16 protein-coding genes and 1 pseudogene are annotated in these 16,895 nt (G+C 62.3%); 6 read left to right on the top strand and 11 right to left on the bottom strand.

All coding sequences use genetic code 11. From position 1 onward, the window contains the following. Positions 1-53 precede the first annotated feature (53 nt). From QZ497_RS15220 to QZ497_RS15195, 6 genes are all read left to right on the top strand, one after another. Complete coding sequence (locus QZ497_RS15220) at positions 54-2,258, top strand: OsmC domain/YcaO domain-containing protein (protein ID WP_295476548.1); 2,205 nt, start codon at positions 54-56, stop codon at positions 2,256-2,258. Between the two features lie 97 nt (positions 2,259-2,355). Continuing rightward, on the top strand, positions 2,356-3,153 hold the full coding sequence (locus QZ497_RS15215; protein WP_295476547.1) for a substrate-binding domain-containing protein: 798 nt from the start codon (positions 2,356-2,358) through the stop codon (positions 3,151-3,153). A 257-nt stretch (positions 3,154-3,410) separates the two neighbouring features. Next, positions 3,411-4,094 (top strand): response regulator, encoded by a 684-nt coding sequence (locus QZ497_RS15210; protein WP_295476546.1) that lies wholly within the window; start codon positions 3,411-3,413, stop codon positions 4,092-4,094. Next, a complete protein-coding gene (locus tag QZ497_RS15205; protein ID WP_295476545.1) occupies positions 4,091-5,416 on the top strand; it encodes an ATP-binding protein in 1,326 nt (441 codons plus the stop codon). Before QZ497_RS15210 ends, QZ497_RS15205 begins: the two co-directional genes overlap by 4 nt. Positions 5,417-5,629: 213 nt before the next feature. Further along, positions 5,630-5,860, top strand: coding sequence for a hypothetical protein (locus QZ497_RS15200; protein ID WP_295476544.1), 231 nt, complete (start codon positions 5,630-5,632; stop codon positions 5,858-5,860). A 119-nt stretch (positions 5,861-5,979) separates the two neighbouring features. Continuing rightward, the gene (locus QZ497_RS15195) at positions 5,980-6,582 is read left to right on the top strand and encodes a cytochrome b (protein ID WP_295476543.1); all 603 of its coding nucleotides are present in this window, start codon (positions 5,980-5,982) and stop codon (positions 6,580-6,582) included. A gap of 142 nt (positions 6,583-6,724) precedes the next feature. Here QZ497_RS15195 and ssuE read toward each other — a convergent pair. The 11 genes and pseudogenes from ssuE to QZ497_RS15140 all read right to left on the bottom strand — a co-directional run. Beyond that, positions 6,725-7,219 (bottom strand): annotated as a pseudogene (gene ssuE / locus QZ497_RS15190) (NADPH-dependent FMN reductase); the annotation flags it as partial. 57 nt (positions 7,220-7,276) lie between these two features. Next, the gene (locus QZ497_RS15185) at positions 7,277-7,678 is read right to left on the bottom strand and encodes a biopolymer transporter ExbD (protein WP_295476542.1); all 402 of its coding nucleotides are present in this window, start codon (positions 7,676-7,678) and stop codon (positions 7,277-7,279) included. A gap of 1 nt (position 7,679) precedes the next feature. Continuing rightward, the gene (locus QZ497_RS15180; protein WP_295476541.1) at positions 7,680-8,399 is read right to left on the bottom strand and encodes a MotA/TolQ/ExbB proton channel family protein; all 720 of its coding nucleotides are present in this window, start codon (positions 8,397-8,399) and stop codon (positions 7,680-7,682) included. 56 nt (positions 8,400-8,455) lie between these two features. After that, positions 8,456-9,268 (bottom strand): energy transducer TonB, encoded by an 813-nt coding sequence (locus QZ497_RS15175; protein ID WP_295476540.1) that lies wholly within the window; start codon positions 9,266-9,268, stop codon positions 8,456-8,458. Positions 9,269-9,718: 450 nt separating this feature from the next. Beyond that, positions 9,719-10,054, bottom strand: coding sequence for a hypothetical protein (locus QZ497_RS15170; protein WP_295476539.1), 336 nt, complete (start codon positions 10,052-10,054; stop codon positions 9,719-9,721). A 696-nt stretch (positions 10,055-10,750) separates the two neighbouring features. Further along, positions 10,751-11,458 (bottom strand): helix-turn-helix transcriptional regulator, encoded by a 708-nt coding sequence (locus QZ497_RS15165; RefSeq protein WP_295476538.1) that lies wholly within the window; start codon positions 11,456-11,458, stop codon positions 10,751-10,753. A 293-nt stretch (positions 11,459-11,751) separates the two neighbouring features. Beyond that, on the bottom strand, positions 11,752-12,279 hold the full coding sequence (ppa, locus tag QZ497_RS15160; RefSeq protein WP_295476537.1) for an inorganic diphosphatase: 528 nt from the start codon (positions 12,277-12,279) through the stop codon (positions 11,752-11,754). A gap of 516 nt (positions 12,280-12,795) precedes the next feature. Further along, complete coding sequence (locus QZ497_RS15155; protein ID WP_295476536.1) at positions 12,796-13,614, bottom strand: M90 family metallopeptidase; 819 nt, start codon at positions 13,612-13,614, stop codon at positions 12,796-12,798. Positions 13,615-13,617: 3 nt separating this feature from the next. Further along, a complete protein-coding gene (locus tag QZ497_RS15150; protein WP_295476535.1) occupies positions 13,618-14,265 on the bottom strand; it encodes a DedA family protein in 648 nt (215 codons plus the stop codon). Positions 14,266-14,609: 344 nt separating this feature from the next. Beyond that, on the bottom strand, positions 14,610-15,068 hold the full coding sequence (locus QZ497_RS15145) for a GNAT family N-acetyltransferase (protein WP_295476534.1): 459 nt from the start codon (positions 15,066-15,068) through the stop codon (positions 14,610-14,612). A gap of 243 nt (positions 15,069-15,311) precedes the next feature. After that, the gene (locus QZ497_RS15140) at positions 15,312-16,832 is read right to left on the bottom strand and encodes an aldehyde dehydrogenase family protein (protein WP_295476533.1); all 1,521 of its coding nucleotides are present in this window, start codon (positions 16,830-16,832) and stop codon (positions 15,312-15,314) included. Positions 16,833-16,895 lie beyond the last annotated feature (63 nt).

Here is a 16,895-nt window from a genome sequence, read left to right as displayed (position 1 = left end):
TGCAAAACCCGGATAATGCCCGCCAAATGTGCTCGTTATTCTGGTAGTCCCGCATGGAAATCAAGGTCAACTTTCTCGACAACCTCCGCCTCGAAGCCAAGTTCGATGACTTCACGGTGATCGCCGACCAGCCGATTCGCTACAAGGGCGATGGCTCGGCACCGGGGCCGTTCGACTACTTCCTGGCGTCTTCGGCGCTGTGCGCGGCCTATTTCGTCAAGCTGTACTGCCAGACCCGCGACATTCCCACCGAGAACATCCGCCTGTCGCAGAACAACATCGTCGACCCGGAGAACCGCTACAACCAGATCTTCAAGATCCAGGTCGAGCTGCCCGCAGACATCTCCGAGAAGGACCGCCAGGGCATCCTGCGCTCCATCGATCGCTGCACGGTGAAAAAGGTGGTGCAGACCGGCCCGGAATTCATCATCGAGGAAGTCGACAACCTCGACGCCGATGCCCAGGCCCTGCTGCTGCCCAGCGGTGAAGCTGGCGCCAGCACCTACATCCTCGGCAAGGACCTGCCACTGGAGCAGACCATCGCCAACATGTCCGGGCTGCTGGCCGGGTTGGGCATGAAGATCGAGATCGCCTCGTGGCGCAACATCGTGCCCAATGTCTGGTCGCTTCACGTGCGCGACGCGCATTCGCCAATGTGCTTCACCAACGGCAAGGGCTCGACCAAGGAGAGCGCGCTGGCATCGGCGCTGGGCGAGTTCATCGAGCGTCTGAACTGCAACTTCTTCTACAACGACCAGTTCTGGGGCGAAGACATCGCCAACGCGCCGTTCGTGCATTACCCCAACGAGCGCTGGTTCAAGCCGGGGCGCCAGGACGCCCTGCCCAAGGACATCCTCGACCCGTACTGCCTGGAAATCTACAACCCGGACGGCGAGCTGCGCGGCTCGCACCTGTACGACACCAACTCCGGCAACATCGAACGCGGCATCTGCTGCCTGCCTTATGTGCGCCAGTCCGACGGCGAGACGGTGTACTTCCCTTCCAACCTGGTCGAGAACCTGTTCCTCAGCAACGGCATGAGCGCCGGCAACACCCTGGCCGAAGCCCAGGTACAGTGCCTGTCGGAAATCTTCGAGCGCGCGGTCAAGCGCGAAATCCTCGAAGGCGAGCTGGCTCTGCCAGACGTTCCGCAGGAGGTGCTGGCGCGCTACCCCGGCATTCTCGCCGGTATCCAGGGCCTGGAAGAGCAGGGCTTTCCGGTGCTGGTCAAGGATGCCTCGCTGGGCGGTGAGTTTCCGGTGATGTGCGTGACGCTGATGAACCCGCGCACCGGCGGCGTGTTCGCCTCGTTCGGTGCGCATCCGAGCTTCGAGGTGGCGCTGGAGCGCAGCCTCACCGAACTGCTGCAGGGGCGCAGCTTCGAAGGCCTGAACGACCTGCCGCAGCCGACCTTTGAAAGCCAGGCACTGATGGAACCGAACAACTTCGTCGAGCACTTCATCGACTCCAGCGGTGTGGTGTCGTGGCGCTTCTTCAGCGCCCGCGCGGACTACGAGTTCGTCGACTGGGACTTCTCCGCCGCAGGCGAAGACGCCAACGCGCAGGAAGCCGCGACGCTGTTCGGCATCCTCGAAGGCATGGGCAAGGAGGTCTACATGGCCGTCTATGAGGATCTCGGCGCCAAGGCCTGCCGCATCCTGGTGCCGGGCTACTCGGAAATCTACCCGGTGGACGACCTGATCTGGGACAACACCAACAAGGCGCTGTTCTTCCGCGAAGACATCCTCAACCTGCACCGCCTGGACGACGAAGCGCTGGGCGACCTGCTACAGCGCCTGGAAGAAAGCGAGCTGGACGAGTACGGCGACATCACCACGCTGATCGGCATCGAATTCGACGACAACACTGCCTGGGGCCAACTGACCATCCTGGAGCTGAAACTGCTGATCAACCTGGCCCTGCAGCGCTTCGAAGAGGCCAAGGAGCAAGTGGAGATGTTCCTGCAGTACAACGACAACACCGTCGAGCGCGGGCTGTTCTACCAGGCCTTGAACGTGGTGCTGGAAGTGCAGCTCGACAGCGACCTGGAGCTGGACGACTACGTGGTCAACTTCCGCCGCATGTTCGGCAGCGAGCGCCTGGACGCGGCGCTGGGTTCGGTGGACGGCAGCGTGCGCTTCCACGGCCTGACACCAACCAGCATGGCCCTGGAAGGCCTCGACCGGCATCAGCGGCTGATCGACAGCTACAAGAAATTGCATGCGGCGCGGGCGCGTGCCGCAGGGCTGGCCGGTTGATGGGCGTTGCGTGAAGAATTCTTAATGCACCGCAAGGCCTGGTGACAGCTGCGCGTCTTTAGAATCAGGTTCTTTACCCCTAAAGGACCTGATGATCATGCTCAGAACGCTGTCTTGCACAGCCTTGCTGCTGGCTACCTTCACCGTTGCGGCGGCCGAGGCGCCAGCCGCGCAACCTGAAACCCTGACCATTCTCAGCTCCGGCGGCATCATGGGCGCCATCCGTGCCGTCGCCCCGGCCTACGAGAAAAGTCACGGCATCAAGCTGGATATCCAGGCCGCGCCGTCCATGGGCGATACGCCCCAGGCCGTGCCCAACCGCCTGGCGCGTGGCGAGAAGGCCGACCTGGTGCTGATGGTCGGCTCGGCCCTGGACAACCTGGTCGACAAAAACCTGGTCAACAAGGCCAGCCGCGTCGACCTGGGCGAGTCGTACATTGCCATGGCCGTGCGCAAGGGTGAGCCCAAACCGGATATCAGCGACATGAAGGCCCTGCGCAAGACCCTGCTCGACGCCAAGTCCGTGGCCTATTCCGACAGCGCCAGTGGCGTGTACCTGTCCAAGACCCTGTTCCCGAGCATGGACCTGGGCAAGGCCTTCGACGCCAAGGCGCACATGATTCCTGCCGAGCCGGTCGGCGCCGTGGTGGCGCGGGGCGAAGCACAGATCGGCTTCCAGCAACTGAGCGAACTCAAGCCGGTAAGCGGCATCGACATCGTCGGCCTGATTCCCGCCAAGGCGCAGAAGATGACCCTGTACTCCGGTGGCGTGGTCAGTAACAGCACTCATCAGAGCCAGGCCCAGGCCCTGTTGGATTACCTGGCCTCGCGCCAGGCCGATGCAGCCATCGAAGGCAGCGGCCTGAAGCCCCTGGTGCACAAGACCGCGCAGTAACCGTCAGCGCGCCCTCTGTGACCTCCCAGCAGCCGGCTTCCCAGCCGGCTGTTTGGTGAGGGCCGTTCGCGTCGATGTATTGCGGTCCAAGGCGGCGTGGGCAAGGTGTATGGCGCGCGTCAGCATGACTCGCTACAACCTCGTCTCGGCGCACCGGTTGTTAATGCTCAATTAATCCACGCCGGCTACCCTGCCTGTTTTTGACGTCTAGACCTACCGTCGCATTCGCCACGGTGACAGCGCTCCAGGAATTCAGCATGCGTGTACTGCTATGTGAAGACGATGCCTTGATCGCGATCGGCATCACCGAAGGGCTGCGGCTGCAGAGCCTGATCGTCGATCATGTGGAAACGGCTGCGGCGGCCTGGGGGTTGCTGACGACCACGGCATTCGATGTGCTGATCCTCGACCTGGGCCTGCCCGATGAGGATGGCCTGCAACTGCTGTCGCGAATGCGCCGCGAAGGGCATGACCTGCCGGTGCTGATCCTGACCGCCCGCGACAGTGTCAATGACCGGGTGCTGGGCCTTCAGGCCGGTGGCGATGATTACCTGCTCAAACCTTTCGACCTGCGCGAGCTGGCCGCACGCTTGCATACCCTGGTCAGGCGGGCGGCGGGGCGGGCGGCCAACGTCATCGAGCACGGCGCCTTGCGTTTCGATCCGGTTTCCCGTGATACCCGACTGGATGGACAGCCGGTGGAGCTTGCCCGACGCGAGCAGGCTCTTCTGCTGGCGTTGTTGAACAACCCGGGGCGCGTGCTTTCCGGCGACCAGATCAAGGATGCCATGTACGGTTTCGACGACGATGTCGGCAGCAACGCCCTGAACGTGCACATCCATCACCTGCGTCGCAAGCTGGGCAACGACATCGTCGAGACCATCCGCGGGGTCGGCTATCGCCTGGGGCCGCCGCTGGCGACGGCGGAGCGCCAGTCATGAGTATTCGTGCACGCCTTGCGCTGATTCTCAGCACGGTGTTTTTCCTGATGTGGGGGTTCACCGCCTTGTGCATCTCCAAGCAGCTCGATGGTCAGCTGAGCAGCCTGCTGGATCATCGGCTGATCGCCTCCGCGCGCCTGGTCGCCGGGTTGATGGACCATGTGCCGACCGCCGATGGCGCACGTAGCCGCACCGCGTCGCCTGCTCGCAACCTGGCGCTGAACGACCTCATCGCCTGTGAAGTCAGCTCGCTGCAAGGCGATGTGATCGCCAGCTCCAACCTGCCCATCGACGCCAACTTCAACCTGAGCCACGAAGGCTTTGCCGACATGACCTATGCGGGCGAGCGATGGCGGACCTACACCACGGTGCATGGCCAATACCGCATCACCACGGCGGATCGGCTGCAAGAGCGTGATGCGCTGATCGGGGCCACGCTGAAGTCTGCCGGTTTGCCGATCATCATCGCCCTGATCGTGTGCCTGGTCATGCTCAGCCTGGCGATCAAGAACGGCCTCAAGCCGCTCAGGCTGATGAGCCACGCGCTCAAGTCTCGGCAGATCGACTCGGTGGAACCGCTGGACATCCACAAGGTGCCTCGGGAGTTGCAGCCATTGCTGAAGGCGCAAAACCAGCTGTTGCTCAGGGTCGCCAATGCCATCGAGCGCGAGCGGCGCTTTACCGGCGACGCGGCGCATGAACTGCGTACCCCGCTGACGGCGGTCAAAACCCATCTGCAATTGGCCGGCTTGTGCAGCGGTGAAGCTCAGGTGCGCGCGCTGCAGCATGCCGAGCAAGGTGCTGACCGCTTGCAGCACACCCTTGAACAATTGCTCATGCTGGCCAAAGTGGAAGGCAGCCTGTCGTTCGACGACGGCAATGATTACACGACCCAGCAGATCGCGACCTTCGCCATTCAGGATGCCGAGAACCCGTCGGCGTCACGGGTGAAATTGACATTGAGTGAGCCGACGCGCGACCTCAGGCCAGCCATGCCTTCGGCGCTGGCCATCGTGGCGCTGCGCAATCTGCTGGACAATGCGCTGCGCTACAGCCCACCGGGCAGCCCGGTGGAACTGGACGTGGCGCTGCACGAGGGGCACCTGGTATTCGCTGTGCGCGACTACGGTGACGGGGTGCAGGACGCGGATCTGGTCCATTTGTCCGAACGCTTCTGGCGAAATTCCAGAAGCAAGGGCTGCGGCCTGGGCTTGGCGATCGTCGATGCGATCATCCGCCGCTGCGCTTGTCGGCTGGTCTTTTCCAATGTGCCGAATGGCTTCCTGGCCCGGCTCGAAGTTCCCATCAGAAAAGCGTCATGAGCCTGCATGGCGCTCAACGGGCGTGAAGTTTTCGGTTTTTCTGCGGGCGTCGAAGAAGAATTGGAGAAGCGTTAATTCTGACTTAATTCCAGCTGCTGAAACTTGCCTGGAATCAAGTCGGGCTTCGGCATTGACTTGAGTTCATCAAAAGATGAATCGCCCACGACCCGATGATGGGTCCGGGCACATTCTCATTTCAAGCAGGAGTCCTTTATGAAGTATCTGCCGCAATCCCTCGCCCTGATCCTGGCACTGGCCGTTTCCCATGCTGCGCAAGCTGCCGATGGTGCTGCAGCACTGCAGCGTTTCCACGAGCGTGGCTGGCAGGCCAGCAACACTCAGGGGCAGCACGAGGCCAAGCCGGAAAAGCTGGCGCAGACGCCGGAAGACGCGTCTCGCAGCGCTGAGCAGAAGACCGTGGAGAAGCGTAAGTCCGACAGTTGATTCATCGTGCTGACGGCGGTTTGAAACGGATCGTTTGAATACGGTCGACCCGCGCCCTGCGCAGAACAATGCCAATAATCCGCGGGGCTGCTTTTGTGTCACAGCAGAACAGGTGAAGCATGCAATGGCGTAATACCAAAACCGGTTTTGGCCTGATTTCAAAATTCTTCCATTGGACCAGCGCGGCCGCCTTCATTGGCTGCTACCTCGTTGTTTATTACGTCATCTGGTTCATGAATGACAGCATGCCGACATTATTGCCGGTCCTTAACATTCATTGGGCACTGGGGCTGCTGGTGGGCTTTCTGGTTTTGCCACGCCTGGTCTGGCGCCTGTTGGAAAAGCAACCGGCCGAAGTACCGGCCCCCGTGTTTCAACAGCGTCTGGCCCATGTCGCCCATTGGGGTCTCTACGGGCTTTTACTCATCATGCCGCTGACCGGCTACCTGGGCACCGGGGCGCCGACCCGCTTCGGGCTGTTCAGCGTGCCAGGGTTCAACGAAACAGCGCTGTTCGACAGCATCAGTCGACGCTTCAGCCTCAGCTGGGAAGCCTTCGAGGCCCCGATTGACGTTGTTCATCACTTCATCGGCAAATGGGTGGCCTGGGGCGTTGTCGGCCTGCATGTGGGCGCGGCGCTTTTCCATCACTGGGTGCGTGGTGATGAGGTACTGACACGCATGCTGCCAGGCAAGTCCGGGCGGGCTGTAAGCCGTCGATAACGGCCAGCCCGGCGACTCAAGGCTCACAGTCGCCGCCCGGCCTGTTGGATCTGCAACTGCGCCGATCGGCGAATACCCGTGTGTTTCAGACCGCCAGAGCGACATCCGGGGTCAGCGAGGTTACGCGCCGCCGCAGCTTCGCCAGCGAGTGCTCCAGGCGCTGTTGCAGCTCTTCGGCCAGGCGGTGCCCGAGGTCGCCGTGCTCGATCTGGCGTTCCTCGGCAAACACGCTGTGGACGATTTCCTCGGCCTTGAGGAACGACAGCACCGGTTTGAGTGCGTAATCCACCGCCAGCATGTGCGCGAGACTGCCGCCGGTGGCCAGGGGCAGGACGACCTTGCCTTCCAGGGCGCGCTCGGGCAGCAGATCGAGAAGGGTCTTCAGCGCCCCGGAGATCGAAGCCTTGTACACCGGGGTGCCGATCAGCACGCCATCGGCAGCGGCGATGTCGCTGACCAGGCGTTTGATCTGTGGACTGTCGAAGCGGGCATGCAGCAGGTCTTCGGCGTCGAAGTCGCGTACGCCGTAGCTGCGCACCTCGATACCGTGGCGTTCAAGCCATTTGCGCGAGTGTTCGAGCAAGGCGCCCGAGCGGGATTTCAGGCTGGGACTGCCAGCCAGTGCAACGATCAACATGACTAAATTCTCGTTCTGGGTGGGAGAGGGCCGAGCCTGTACCCGGCCGCTTCTGCGTCAGCGTGCGGTGATCACCGCCAGCTTGGTGATGCCGGCGCGTTCGATGGCCGCCATGGCGCGCGCCACTTCGCCATAGTTGACGCCGTCGTCGGCCTGCAGCTGCACGCGCAGCCCGGCGTCTTCGGCCTTGGCCTGGCTCAGCCGGGTTTCCAGCAGGTCCGGCTTGATCTCGTCTTTGTTGATGTACAGCTTGCCCTCGCCGTTGATGCTCACCACCAGCGGGTCTTTCTGGTCCGCCGGGGCGACGGCCTCGGTCTTCGGCAGGTTGATCGGGATCGAGTTGGTCAGCAGCGGCGCGGTGACGATGAACACCACCAGCAGCACCAGCATCACGTCGACCAGGGGGGTGACGTTGATTTCGGAAAGGACTTCGTCGTTGTCCTGGGTCGAGAAGGCCATGTCAGACGGCCTCCTTGGTCAGGTGGGCGGCATTGGCGCTCTTGCCAGGGTGCGGGTTGACGATGACCTTGAACGCGCTCTTCTGCGCCAGGCTGTAGAAGTCGTGGGCGAAGTCGTCGAGGTCGGCGGCGTTGAGTTTCAGACGCCGCAGGAAGTAGTTGTAGACCAGCACGGCCGGTACGGCGACGGCGATTCCCACGCCGGTGGCCACCAGCGCGGCACCGATGGGCCCGGCCACGGTTTCCAGGCTGGCGTTGCCGGCGGCGCTGATGCCCTTGAGCGCTTCCATGATGCCCCATACGGTGCCGAACAGGCCGATGAAGGGCGAGGTGGAGCCGATCGAGGCGACCACCGCCAGGCCCGACTCCAGCGAGCGGCGCTCGCGCTGGATCTGCTGGCGCAACGAGCGCTCCAGACGATCCTGATGATTGATCGAATGGGCCAGGTCAGCGGGTTGGCCCCCTTGTACTTGGATGGCCGCGAAACCGGCCTGGGCCACTCGGGCCACGGCGCCGCTTCGTTCGGCGTTCTGTTCGGCGGCACTGTCGAGGCTGGTGGCAGCCCAGAAGCGTTTCTGGAAAAGGCGGTCCTGATGGCGCTGGCGGGTGAACTGGATGACCTTGATCAGGGCCAGGCCCCAGGTGACCACGGAAAAGCCGATCAGCAGCCAGATGACGGAGTGTTCGACCGATTGGAAGGGCGAGTCTGCAAGCAGGTTCATGGTGTGTTCCTCGAAGTCAGTCAGTGGGGCGGCGTCTGCACCGCCCCTGTGGGCAATCAGTTCAGGCGAAATTCCAGCGGCACCGAGACCCAGCCGGCGATGGCCTCGTTACCCCGCTTGGCCGGTACGAAGCTCCAGCGCTTGACCGCGCTGATCGCGGCGTTGTCCAGCGCGTCGCGACCGCTGCTTCGCTGGATCTGGATATCGCTCGGCTTGCCGTCGGCCTGCACATGCACACGCAACAGCACGGTGCCCTCCCAGCCACGGCGCTGGGCCAGGCTCGGGTACTCGGGGGCCGGGTTCTTCAGGTAGCCGGCATTGGCCGAGGGCGGGGTTTCCACCGGTGGCACGGGTGGCGCGGCCGCCGCCGGTGCAGCAGGCGCCGGGGCCGCAGGGGGTGGCGCCTCGACCGGCTTGGGCTGCGGCTTGGCTTCTTGCTTGGGCGGTAGCGGCTTGGGTTTGGGTTTGGGCTGTGGCTTGGGCGGCGGTTTGACCGCCAGCTCGTCCACCACCGGTGGTGGCGGCTCGACCACTGGCGGCGGAGCAGGCACCGGGGGTGGTGGCTCCACGGCGGGCGGCGCGGCGCTGGTGAATTCGATGGTCATCGGTGGGATTTGCACCGGCACCTCGGGCAACACCGGTTCGGGACGGCTGGCCAGCCAGGCAAGGGCGCCAACATGCAGGGCCAGGGCGAAGGCGCCAAGCAGTATCGCCTCACGGCGGCTCAGCGCGGGCTTGCCGGTGACTGGACTCAGACGCTGCAGGCCCAATGCCTGGCGTTGCGAAACGCCGATATCGAGGACGTCGCCTGATCGGCGCGGCTGCGACCAGGCCTCTAGCTGAGGCGCGGAGGATCGAAGACTGTTCATGACCAATACGTACCTGGAAATACCCGCCAAAGGCTGGTTTGAAAATGGGATTTCCAGTTGTCTGGTGCGCTGAGAATGATGGCTGTCAGATATTTCTCAAAATATCTTTTTCTTTGTTTTTTATTCGTTTTGGGGATATGCGAGGTGCGGGCTGGGAGGAGAGGCGGGATGGGTAAGGAGGGCGAGTAGCCCGATCTAGAGGATTGTGCGGGCTGGGCACTACAAGGAATCGCTGGGCCGATAAGCTGAGCCAGTGGCGCAGAGCGTCACCACGTCCATCGAAATGCCTGCACAAAGCGTGGCTTAGAGTCTTTACCACTCGCATGTAGGCCGTCGTTCAGGACGGCCTTACACGAACTCGTCAACCCTAGCCGCAGTGTTGCCGAGTAGCCGGCAGATAGTTCTCTACCGTACGTGCCAGCCACTTGGATCGGGCTTCTGATCGCTAAGTTATTGAGCGTTTTTCAGCTTGATAACGTCACCGGAAACAGTCGTCGTGTAGCCGTTCAGAACCCACGCCCAGAACCACTTTTCTTGAACTTGGGTATTAATCAGCGCGTCGCCACCCTTCGCCTGAATCGCAGCGTTTTGCGCGCGAACAAACCGATCGTTCTGACGAATAGGGATCAGGCCAAATAGCATCAAACCGGTAGCTTTCGCTTCGCTATGGCCAATGACGGTGTATTGATTGCTTTCGTACTGCTGAGTTTTCATAGGGGTGCCGGTGCAGCCGGCCAAGATCAGAGCACAGGTCGCAGACAGGATGGTTTTGCTGAGGTATTTCAAAGACGGCTCCTTAAAGTTGAGACCCGGATCCAATTCGCGGGCGGCAATACTTTACCGTTTTGAGTCGCATTTGTAATGCCAGCGATAAGCGCGTCACTGATCGCCATTATTTGATCTGACTAGTCTGACGCTCGAAGGATAAGTCCGGCTCGAAACGCTATAGCTGAATCCAGATATGAACTATTCAGCGCCTGCGTCTTGTGTGGCCCCAACCCAATACAGTTCGATTAAGCGCTTTGCGGCCGGTAGGAGCGGCTTCAGCCGCGAAGCGACCGCCTGTTCACAACAGATGCAGTGAATTTCCTGGCGCTTTCGCGGCTAAAGCCACTCCCACCGGGTCACATGCCGCTTGAGCGAACAGTATTGGGCCTGAACCAGGCGAGGAGTGAGTCATTGTCCAATTCGTTGGAGGTGTCGCTTGGCTCGACCGCGCTTTGCAGCCTGAATTTCGGACAATTAAAAAGCCGGCTTGTGGCCGGCTTCTCGTCGACGATTCTGACTTATTTTTGGTAAGCCGTAACCGCCTGCAAAAGGTGCATTCGCAAGGAATGCCAGTCTGGAATCCGGCGGGGTCGTGTGGACCCTGCCGAGGGCCGTGGCGCGGGGCGTCGCGGCCTGAAGTGGCGCACAGGATACCGGGATTGAGCGCCGATGCCCAGCCTTGAAATGCTTTGCAACAGGCCGGGATCCATCGATTCAGCGCAACACGGGCGGGGTCTTGCGCTGGTTGAGGGTCGACCACCAGAACACCCAGCCCAGCACACGTATTGATTGCTGGTGGATCTGTTCGGCGCTGAAGGATTCGTCCGGGTACTCATGACCATTGTGGCTGCGCAGGCGCAGGCCGCCGTTGGGCAGGCGATACAGGTAGCGAATGCGCAGCAGGCCGCCGTGTTCCAGGGCGTACATCTCGCCATCGATGACTTGGGTGGTGCGGCGGTCGATGCCCAGCAGCGAGCCGTTCTGCAGGCGCTCGGCCATACTGTTGCCCTTCATGGTCAGGCAGATCGCGTCTTCCGGTTCGATGTTCATCTCTTCCAGCACCTGGCGCGGCAGGCGGATCTTGCGGCCCGGTACTTCCTGCAACGCGTTGTGGCCGTCCTGCGCTTCCTTGAACACTTGGATTTCCACGTCCGGGTTGTCACCCGTGCCGGCCTGCGAGGCCTGGCCTGAGGTGCGCTCGCCCACGGCATCGTTGGGGTGCTTGGGGCCTTCGCCGGTGCGCAGCCAGCGCGGCGTGACGCTGAGCAGTTCGGCGACCTCTTCGAGGCGCGCCATAGGAATACCGCGTTTGAACCAGTTGTTCACGTGCTGGGGCGTGACCTTGCGGTTGGCGGCGAAGTCGGTTGCGGAGAGATGACACTCGCGCAGGAGGGTACGTAGTCGATCACCTGATGTATTCATGGGCGCCGAGTGTACGAGGGGCCGCGCGGCGTTTAAATGAACGATGCGTTCAAATGTGCGCCATTTCCAGTCGCTGGTGTTTAGCGAGGTTGGTGAGTGATGGGTGGTTTTTGTAGGCGTTTTCCTGCATTTTCAGGAAGGGCATGAAGTGCGGAGGGGCTGCGCGCCGCCTGCGGTTGGCCGTGCGCTGTGTTTAACCGGGGCGGTGGGATAAACACATTTTTAAACAGGCCGAACGGCCTCGGGCGGGATGCCGAAGCGCCCAAGCGGGCGCTTGGCAGGATGAAGCGCGATCAGCCCTTGAAGGCCTCGACCGACTTCTTGATCTCGGCGCGGGCGGCGTCTGCGTTGCCCCAGCCTTCGATCTTGACCCACTTGCCTTTCTCGAGATCCTTGTAGTTCTCGAAGAAGTGCTTGATCTGCTCCAGCAGCAGGGCTGGCAGGTCGGTGTATTCCTTCACGTCGACGTACAGCTGGCTCAGCTTGTCGTGAGGAACCGCGATCACCTTGGCATCGCCACCGCCGTCGTCGGTCATGTGCAGGATGCCGACCGGACGGGCACGGATGACCGAGCCTGGCGCGACTGGGTAAGGGGTGACCACCAGCACGTCCAGCGGGTCGCCGTCGTCAGCCAGGGTGTTGGGGATGAAACCGTAGTTGGCCGGGTAGAACATCGGGGTGGCCATGAAACGGTCAACGAACAGGGTGTCGGAGTCCTTGTCGATTTCGTATTTGATCGGCGCGTGGTTGGCCGGGATCTCGATCGCGACGTAGATGTCGTTTGGCACGTCTTTGCCAGCCGGAATCTTGCTGTAGCTCATTGGACAATGTCCCCGTGGTTGAACAGACAGAGTTTGGCGCTCACCGCCAAAAAGTGGCCCGGATTATAGGCATATTCACTTGGCGTTGCCATGCGCGGGCCTCCAGGCGCCAGGCGGTGCGTGCAGGCGTCATGGTTTACCGGGGCAGTGAGCGCCCTTGGCCGCGAATAGACCTCGGAAAGCTGCGAATGTGCCGTCGCGGTGGCCGTTCAGTCTGCTTGGCCCGCGTTAGCCGCGATACTGGTCAGTTAGTCGTTATGGGGCTCGGTGGGAGCGGCTTTAGCCGCGAAAGCGCCAGGAAATTCACTGCATCTGTTGTGAACAGGCGGTCGCTTCGCGGCTAAAGCCAATACTGGTCAGTTAGACCGTGGGAGCGAGCTTGCTCGCGAAGGCGGCGTCACGTTCACAGCAGATGCATTGGGTTTGCTGACCTGTTCGCAAAAGCCAAAGAGCTCTTAACTGACCAGTATTGGCGTTAGCCGCCATGCATCCAGCTCACCGGCGTTGCCGCTGATGTCAGCTGGCAGCCTCTGGCTGGTAGGCCGTGTGGTGGGCCTGCAAGTGGAGCAGGCGGGCCAGTGGGTCCTGGCGGTAGAACAGCTGCAACTGCGCGTAGACCGCCGGGTAGGCCTGGTGCAGCAGGTCCGGTGCGGTGAAGAAATACTCGCTGGTGACGGCGAAGAACTCCGCCGGGTTTTCCGCAGCGTAGGGGTCGATGGCGGTTTCGGCGTCGGGGTCGGCATCGAGCTGGCGGTTCATGTCGTCGAAGGCGCCCTGCATGGCGCTGGCCCAATCGCTGACGCGCATGTCGCGGTGCAGCGGCGGCAGGCCGTTGGCGTCGCCGTTGAGCATGTCGAGCTTGTGCGCCAGCTCGTGGATCACCAGGTTGTAGGCTTCCCAGCCGCCGCCGGCTTCCACGCCGGCCCAGGCGAGGATCACCGGACCCTGGTACCAGGCCTCGCCACTGTGCTCGGCATCGTACTGATGCTCCACGCCGCTGGCATCGCGGTAGCGCTGCGGGCTGAGGAAGTCGTCGGGGTAGATCACCAGCTCATGGAAACCGCGGTACCAGTCCAGGTCGCCAAGGGCCAGCAACGGCAACTGCGCCTGGGCGGCCAGCAGCAGGCGCTGCTCGTCATCCAGCACCACGCCGGGCAGGGTGGTCAGGTGCTTGGCCTGCAGGAACAGCACGCTGGCGTCGCGCAGCCAGGCCAGTTGCGCATCATCCAGCCCATCGAGCAGCGGCAGGCGTTCCAGCACCCGCTGCCAGAGGCCGTCGGGTACCGGGTTGCGGCGCAGGGTGCGTTGACGACGCCAGTTGGCGAACCACCCCATCGCTCAGCGGGCGTCCGCCGAGCGCGTGAAGCGGGTGCGCAGCAGGCCGATGATCATCGGCAGCAGCGACAGCAGGATGATCACCAGCACGCCGAGGGTCAGGTGTTTCTTGATGAACGGCACGTTGCCGAAGTAGTAGCCCAGGGTCACCAGGCTGCCGACCCAGACCACCGAGCCCAGCACGCTGAAACCGAAGAAGCGCAGATAGGGCATGTGCGCGATACCGGCGACGAAGGGCGCGAAGGTACGGAAGATCGGCAGGAAACGCGCCATGGTCACGGTCTTGCCGCCATGCCGCTCGTAGAACAGGTGGGTCTTGGCCAGATAGTCGCGGCGGAAGACTTTCGAGTTCGGGTTGGTGAACAGCTTCTCGCCCATGGTTCGGCCGATCACGTAATTGGTGCTGTCACCCATGATCGCCGCGAGCATCAGCAGCCCCCCCAGCAGCACCGGGTCCATGCCGCCGCCGGCAGCCACCGCACCGGCGATGAACAGCAGCGAGTCGCCGGGCAGGAAGGGGAAGATCACCAGCCCCGTTTCGCAGAAGATGACCGCGAAGAGGATCGCGTAGATCCAGACGCCGTAGTTGGCTACCAGTACTTCCAGGTAGGCATCGAGGTGCAGAATGAGGTCGAACGGGTTGAAATCCATTGAGGTACCTGAACTGTCAGCATGGTTTTACAGCCGATCTCTAGGTTTTGTATGAAATGTGTCTGCGCTCGGCCATGCTGCGTTGAAAAACCGGTCGGAATGCTCATTTACTGCAGTAAAGTTGCCCGCGACTCCGACCGTTCCTCGCCTGTTCTGGCCTTGCCTGGCCTTCGCTCGCCGACTTTTCGTACAAAACCCAAGACGCGATCAAAGACAGACGCGCGGCATTATAGAGCCAGAACTGAGCCAGCGGGTGCGAGCAGGTGTGGCGACAGGTTACAGATTGATGCAAAGCGCAGGGCAGGCTGCGACAGCGGGCAGCCGCCGCCACAGCCTGTAGGCTGTCAGCTTTCGCTGATGGGCAGGACGTAGTTCTTGAACTGGCTGTCTTCCTTGAAGCCGATGGACTCGTAGACTTTCTGGGCGACCTCGTTGCTGATGCTGGTCGACACCCGCATGCGCACGGCCTGGGTCTCCTTGGCCATCTTCTTGGCGTGTTTCATCAGGTGGTCGGCGACCAACTGGCGGCGGGCGTCTTCGGCGACGTAGATGTCATTGAGGATCCACACGCGCTTGAGCGACAGCGAAGAGAAGCTGGGGTACAGCTGGCAGAAACCGAGCAGGCGGCCTTCATCGTCGTCCGATACCGCCAGGTAGATGACCGACTCGTCGCGGCGCAGGCGTTTTTCCAGGAAGTCGCGCGAAGAGTCCGGGTAGGGCAGTTCGCCATAGAACTCACGGTATTTGACGAACAGCGGCGTGAGCTGGTCCAGATGGTCGAGCGTGGCTTTGATGATCCGCATGGTTGGGCCTCAACTTCAGTATGGGCTGGTGCGCACAGACAGTGCCGATGCTGCGGCCCCGGTTTAGAAAGCGCAATCTAAAGCTGGGATTGATGATAGGAGACCCTGGTAACCGGGGCGAGGCGCCGGGCGAAATGCCCCCTCAGCGATAAGTGTGTGGCCGGGGGGCATGCTGCAGGATCGGCTTGAGCCGCGAACGGCTTCATTCCCGGCTCAAACCGGTCCTGCAGGCGCCGCCGGCGTTTAGAAGAAGCCCAGCGGGTTGATGTCGTAGCTCACCAGCAGGTTCTTGGTCTGCTGGTAGTGGTCGAGCATCATCTTGTGGGTTTCACGGCCCACGCCGGACTTCTTGTAGCCGCCGAACGCCGCGTGCGCCGGGTACAGGTGGTAGCAGTTGGTCCACACGCGACCGGCCTTGATGCCGCGCCCCATGCGCCAGGCGCGGTTGATGTCGCGGGTCCACACCCCGGCACCCAGGCCGAACTCGGTGTCGTTGGCGATGGCCAGGGCTTCGGCTTCGTCCTTGAAGGTGGTGATGCTCACGACCGGGCCGAAGATCTCTTCCTGGAACACGCGCATCTTGTTGTGGCCTTTAAGCAGCGTCGGCTGGATGTAGTAGCCGGTCGCCAGGTCGCCTTGCAGGGCTTCCACCTTGCCGCCGGTGAGCAGCTCGGCGCCCTCTTCCTGGGCGATGTCGAGGTACGAAAGGATCTTGTCGAACTGCTGCTGCGAAGCCTGGGCGCCGACCATGGTGTCGGTGTCCAGCGGGTCGCCGCGCTTGATCTGCTGGATCTTCTTCATCACCGCCTGCATGAACTGCGGGTAGATGGATTCCTGCACCAGGGCGCGGGACGGGCAGGTGCATACCTCACCCTGGTTGAAGAACGCCAGCACCAGGCCCTCGGCGGCCTTTTCGATGAACGCCGGCTCGGCGTTCATGATGTCTTCGAAGAAGATGTTCGGGCTCTTGCCGCCCAGCTCCACGGTGCTGGGGATGATGTTCTCGGCGGCCAGTTTCATGATGTGCGAGCCCACCGGCGTAGAGCCGGTGAAGGCGATCTTGGCGATGCGTTTGCTGCTGGCCAGGGCCTCACCGGCCTCGCGGCCGAAGCCCTGGACGATGTTCAGCACGCCGGGCGGCAGCAGGTCGCCGATCAGTTCGACCAGTACGGTGATGCCCAGCGGGGTCTGTTCGGCGGGCTTGAGCACGATGGCGTTGCCGGCGGCCAGGGCCGGGGCGAGCTTCCAGGCGGCCATGAGGATTGGGAAGTTCCACGGGATGATCTGCCCGACCACGCCCAGTGGCTCGTGGATGTGATAGGCCACGGTGCCGGCGTCGATCTCGGCGGCGCTGCCTTCCTGGGCGCGCAGGGCGCCGGCGAAATAGCGGAAGTGGTCGGCGGCCAGCGGAATGTCGGCATTCAAGGTTTCACGAATCGCCTTGCCGTTGTCCCAGGTCTCGGTGAGGGCCAGGGTTTCCAGGTTGGCTTCGATGCGGTCGGCGATCTTCAGCAGCACCAGGGCGCGGGCCTGGGCGCTGGTCTTGCCCCAGGCCTCGGCAGCGGCGTGGGCGGCATCCAGGGCCTTGTCGACGTCTTCGGCCGTGGAGCGGGGGAACTCGGCGATCGGCTTGCCGTTCACCGGCGAAGTGGTGGTGAAGTACTGACCCTTGACCGGCGGCACGAACTCGCCGCCGATGTAGTTACCATAGCGCTCCTTGAAGCTGACGATGGCGCCTTCGGTACCGGGATGAGCGTAACGCATGGTGTTGCCTCCTGAGCGGGTTCTTATTGTGGGTTTCAGTCAATCAGTCCCCAAGCGTAGGCC

It is taken from the genome of uncultured Pseudomonas sp. (assembly GCF_913777995.1).
Taxonomy (GTDB): Bacteria; Pseudomonadota; Gammaproteobacteria; order Pseudomonadales; family Pseudomonadaceae; genus Aquipseudomonas.
This window is presented reverse-complemented; position numbering and strand designations above follow the sequence as displayed.